This window comes from uncultured Kiloniella sp., assembly GCF_937128705.1.
Classification (GTDB): domain Bacteria; phylum Pseudomonadota; class Alphaproteobacteria; order Kiloniellales; family Kiloniellaceae; genus Kiloniella.
Window position 1 is genome coordinate 1 of record NZ_CAKZMP010000245.1, and the last position, 3,752, is coordinate 3,752.

Below are 3,752 nucleotides of genomic sequence, written 5' to 3' on the forward strand. Positions count from 1 at the left end.
TTCTGGTACTGTTCAGGATATTAGTGACAAAAAGAACGCACAAAATATTCTTCTTAAAAATAAACAACGATATAAGAATATTGTAGAAGGATCCGATGATCTAATAACGATTGTTTCCCCAGATGGTTCATTAAATTTTGTCAATCATATGTCGGAAGTTATTTTTGGCTTATCTCCTGAAGATTGCCTTGGTAGATCCGCATTTGATTTTATTCACAATAAGGACAAACAAAAAACAATCAATGCTTTTCACCAATCTGTCCAACAAGGAAAGCATATTCATAACTTTGAAAACAGACAAATAAGTGTCGACGGCCAAATACGTCATTTGTCTTGGAATATGAGACTCTCTTTTGATGAAAAGGGAGATGTTGAGTTTTGCACCAGCGTCGGGCGTGATGTCACCCAACGTAAGAAAATGGAAACACAATTACATCAAGCTCTCCACCACGCAGAACAATCCAATAAAGCCAAATCTGAATTCCTTGCATCGATGAGCCATGAATTAAGAACTCCGTTAAATGCAATCATTGGATTTTCTGATTTATTACGAAATCAATATTTTGGCCCCATAGGAAATCAACGATACACAGAATACGCAGAAGATATATATAACAGTGGGGAACTTTTATTAGACTTGGTAAGTGATATTCTTGATCTGTCAGCCATTGAAGCAGGAGAAAAAACACTACTTAAAACACCTGAATCAATTGATCAAATTATAGAAGAATGTGTACATGTCGTTTCTACTAGGGCAAATAATAAAAACATAAAAATAAGAACAACAATACCAAAAATCATAAATAAAATATCTGTTGATAAAAGAGCGGTTAAGCAAATTTTACTAAATTTACTTTCAAATTCTATAAAATTCACAGATTATGACGGCTTGATAACGATTGAAGCAATTGAATTTCAATCAAACATTCAAATTTTAATTAAAGATAATGGGTGTGGGATTGAACCAGAAAAAATCTCAGAAATAATAAACCCTTTTATCCGAAGCGATCATGACCCACACCTATCTGAAAAAGGTTGGGGGCTTGGACTTGCTATTTCAAAGTCCCTGGTGGAACTCCATGATGGAGAGCTAAAAATCGAAAGCGAATTTAATGTCGGAACGACTGTGACTGTAAATATTCCATTTAAGTAAGTATAAAGATTCAGATCTGATCAATCATAAAATAGATTAACTAATTCATTTCAGGTAAATCAATTTCTCGGTGGTTGTGTGCCCCCGCAACCAATAAAAAAAACGCCTTAGATTGAAAAGTCTGAGGCGTTTTTTTGTCTCCGTGAAAGAGAAAAACGGAGATAAAGTAAATAATAGTCTAATTCATCATGCTTTCTGGAAAGATATAGGCTCATGGAAATCACTGTAAATTTTTTGGATAACCTTCGTCTTGAGGCTAAGTTTGATGACTTTACCGTAATAACCGACCAGCCTATTCGCTATAAAGGGGATGGAACGGCGCCAAGTCCATTTGATTATTTTCTTGCATCTTCTGCGCTCTGTGCCGCTTATTTTGTAAAGGTTTATTGCCTGTCACGTGATATCCCCACTGATGATATCAGGGTTTCGCAAAATAATATTATCGATCCGGAAAACAGATATAATCAAACCTTTCAAATTCAAATTGAATTGCCTGACGGTATTTCCGAACGAGATCGGGCTGGTATCTTAAGGTCAGCAGACCGTTGCACCGTGAAAAAAGTTATCCAGGAAGGCCCGAAGTTTAAAATTGACCCCGTGGAAAATCTGGATGATTCGTCGCTGTTAGAAAGCTATGAGAGCGAAGGAAATACGGTTATTCTGGGGAAAGACCTACCTTTGGAACAGACCATTGCCAATATGACGGCGATTTTGTCCAATATTGGTATTAAAATTGAAGCTGCGTCCTGGCGAAATATTGTTCCGAATGTCTGGTCCCTTCATATCCGCGAAGCTGCGTCGCCGATGTGTTATACCAATGGGAAAGGGGCCACGAAAGAAAGCGCCCTTTGTTCCGCATTGGGTGAATATATTGAAAGGATTAGCTGTAATTTCTTTTATAATGACTATTACTTTGGCGAAGAAATCGCGCATAGCGAATTTGTCCATTATCCCAACGAAAAATGGTTTAAAGCCGGACCTGATGATGCTTTGCCGAAAGGTTTGATGGATGAAGTATGTCTGCAGCTTTATAACCCTGACGGTGAATTAAGAGCGTCGCATTTAATTGATACAAACTCCGGGCTTGTTGATCGCGGTATTTGTGCTTTGCCCTTTATACGCAGTTCAGATCAAAAAACAGTCTATTTTCCGTCAAATCTGATTGAAAATCTATTTGTTAGTAATGGTATGAGCGCCGGCAATACGTTGTATGAAGCGCAAGTTCAATGCCTATCCGAAATATTCGAACGTGCGGTTAAACGAGAAATCATTGAGGAAGAGATTGTTCTTCCGGATGTACCAAAGGAAGTTCTTGCAAAGTATCCGCATATTCTGGCCGGCATTGAAGAGCTAGAAGATAAAGGCTTCCCTATTCTGGTCAAAGATGCATCTTTGGGGGGGCGGTTCCCTGTTATGAATGTCACACTGATGAACCCGAAAACAGGGGGCGTTTTTGCATCCTTTGGGGCGCATCCCAGTTTTGAAGTGGCTTTGGAACGTTCTCTTACTGAATTATTGCAAGGTCGTAGTTTTGAAGGCCTGAATGACGTGCCACTTCCGACATTCAGCAGCCATGCGGTAAAAGAACCTGGGAACTTTGTTGAGCATTTTATTGATTCAACAGGTGTTATATCGTGGAAATTCTTTAGTAAAAAACAAGACTATGATTTCTGTGAATGGGATTTTAGTGGCACGACAGAGCAAGAAAATGAGTGCTTGATGAACATCCTCAAAGATCTGGGGAAAGAAGTTTATATTGCGACATACAATGACTTTGGTGCAACGGCATGCAGGATTTTGGTGCCAGATTACTCTGAAGTATATCCAGCAGAAGACTTGATTTGGGATAATACAAATAAGGCCCTGATATTCCGGGAAGATATTTTAAATATTCATTCCTTAACTCATTCTGAACTAGAAAGTTTGCTCGAGCGATTAGATGATTCTGAGCTAGACCCCTATACGATAATATCCAGCATGATAGGCATTGAATTTGATGAAAATACAGTCTGGGGCAAGCTGGATATACGTGAACTGAAGATATTGATATATCTTGCTTTGAAAGAATATGAAGAAGCTAAAGATGGCATCGGAGACTTCTTGAACTTTAATGAAAACACCGTGGAGCGGGTTTTATTCTACCGAGCAATGGATGCTGTTCTTGATATTACGCTTGATGACGACTTGAGTATTGATGACTTTCTTCCCAACCTTACAAGAATGTATGGCTCTGAGGTCATGGATAATGCTGTGGGCTCTGTAACCGGGGATGTTAAATTCTATGGGTTAACAAAGACAAGTATGAAACTTGAAGGTTTGGACAAGCACCTTAGGTTAATTGAGAGCTATAAAAAGCTGCATAAAGCGCGACAAGGTAAAGTAAATTAACAGGTTTACTGGATTAATAAAAACTAACTTCCCTTTTTCAAAAAAGATAGGAGGGTAGGGGGGAGGTTAATTTTGCTTTAAGGTGTGTTTTTCTAACAAGTGTTTATTTTTAAAGCTTTATATTCATAGAATTAGACCCGCTGCACTAAAGTGGAGGATACTTTAGTCTGTTATGCCGCCTTCATTTCAAATTTCATAGGGCTGATATTTC

2 protein-coding genes are annotated in these 3,752 nt (G+C 38.4%); both read left to right on the top strand.

Annotation, left to right across the window (positions count from 1 at the left end; translation table 11 throughout):
- On the top strand, positions 1-1,153 hold a 1,153-nt coding region (locus Q0241_RS12755; RefSeq protein ID WP_299378002.1), incomplete at its 5' end, for an ATP-binding protein.
- 213 nt (positions 1,154-1,366) lie between these two features.
- Positions 1,367-3,541, top strand: coding sequence for an OsmC domain/YcaO domain-containing protein (locus Q0241_RS12760; protein ID WP_299378004.1), 2,175 nt, complete (start codon positions 1,367-1,369; stop codon positions 3,539-3,541).
- Positions 3,542-3,752: the final 211 nt, after the last annotated feature.

Bases quoted from the DNA above. Each gene is read 5' to 3' on its own strand.
- Q0241_RS12760 (WP_299378004.1), top strand. From the start codon at position 1,367: ATGGAAATCACTGTAAATTTTTTGGATAACCTTCGTCTTGAGGCTAAG.